The organism is Halocynthiibacter styelae, from assembly GCF_016123485.1.
Lineage (GTDB): Bacteria > Pseudomonadota > Alphaproteobacteria > Rhodobacterales > Rhodobacteraceae > Halocynthiibacter > Halocynthiibacter styelae.
Genome location: NZ_JADCKQ010000038.1, coordinates 1 through 934, shown reverse-complemented (window position 1 = coordinate 934; position 934 = coordinate 1). Strand labels below are relative to the sequence as shown.

The following is a 934-nucleotide window of genomic DNA, read 5'->3' as shown; positions in this document are numbered from 1 at the left end:
CTAAAAAAGGCCACCCAGTTCTTCGCGGGTCTAAAGTGATGAGATTTAGGTTTGTCGAAGAACACAGGTGCAGCTTCCCAGCCAACCGGCTGTGTGATGTCGTTGGCGTCAGCACACGCGGGTTACGCGCATTCCGCAGCCGACCAGCCAGTCGCAGACAGCGATCTGACCTCGTCACACTGGCGCATATCAAAGAACAGTCGCGTCTCAGCTTGGGCAGTTATGGTCGGCCACGGATGACCGAAGAGTTGAAAGAGATTGGCCTGGACGTCGGGCACCGCCGTGTCGGTCGTTTGATGCGCCAAAACGGGATATCTGTTGTCAGAACACGCAAACACAAGGTCACGACAGACAGTGACCACAAATTCAATATCGCGCCAAACCTGTTGGATCGCGACTTCAACGCTGACGCCCCAAACCAGAAATGGGCGGGTGACATCAGCTACATCTGGACGCGTGAGGGATGGCTGTATCTGTCTGTTATCCTCGACCTGCATTCGAGACGCGTCATTGGTTGGGCCGCCAGTAACCGCATGAAGCGCGATCTGGCAATTAGGGCGCTGAAGATGGCGATCGCATTCCGCTCACCGCCGAAAGACTGCATCCACCACACGGATCGCGGCAGCCAATATTGTTCTCATGATTATCAGAAGATCCTGCGTCAGCGTGGCTTCAAGGTGTCAATGAGCGGCAGGGGTAACTGTTATGATAACGCGGCAGTCGAAACCTTCTTCAAGACGATCAAAGCCGAACTGATCTGGCGGCGATCATGGGAAACGCGGCGGCAGGCTGAGATGGCGATCTTCGAATATATAAACGGGTTCTACAATCCACGTCGCCGCCACTCAGCATTGGGGTGGAAAAGCCCCGTCGCTTTCGAAAGGAAAGTGGCTTAAACGAGCACTTGGGGCGGCACGAAAGCGAGACAGGTCCA

At 55.0% G+C, this 934-nt stretch carries 1 protein-coding gene; it reads left to right on the top strand.

All coding sequences use genetic code 11. The features are described 5' to 3' along the window. The coding region (locus H1D41_RS18230) for an IS3 family transposase (protein ID WP_228850264.1) at positions 1–896 on the top strand (896 nt) is incomplete at its 5' end. Positions 897–934 lie beyond the last annotated feature (38 nt).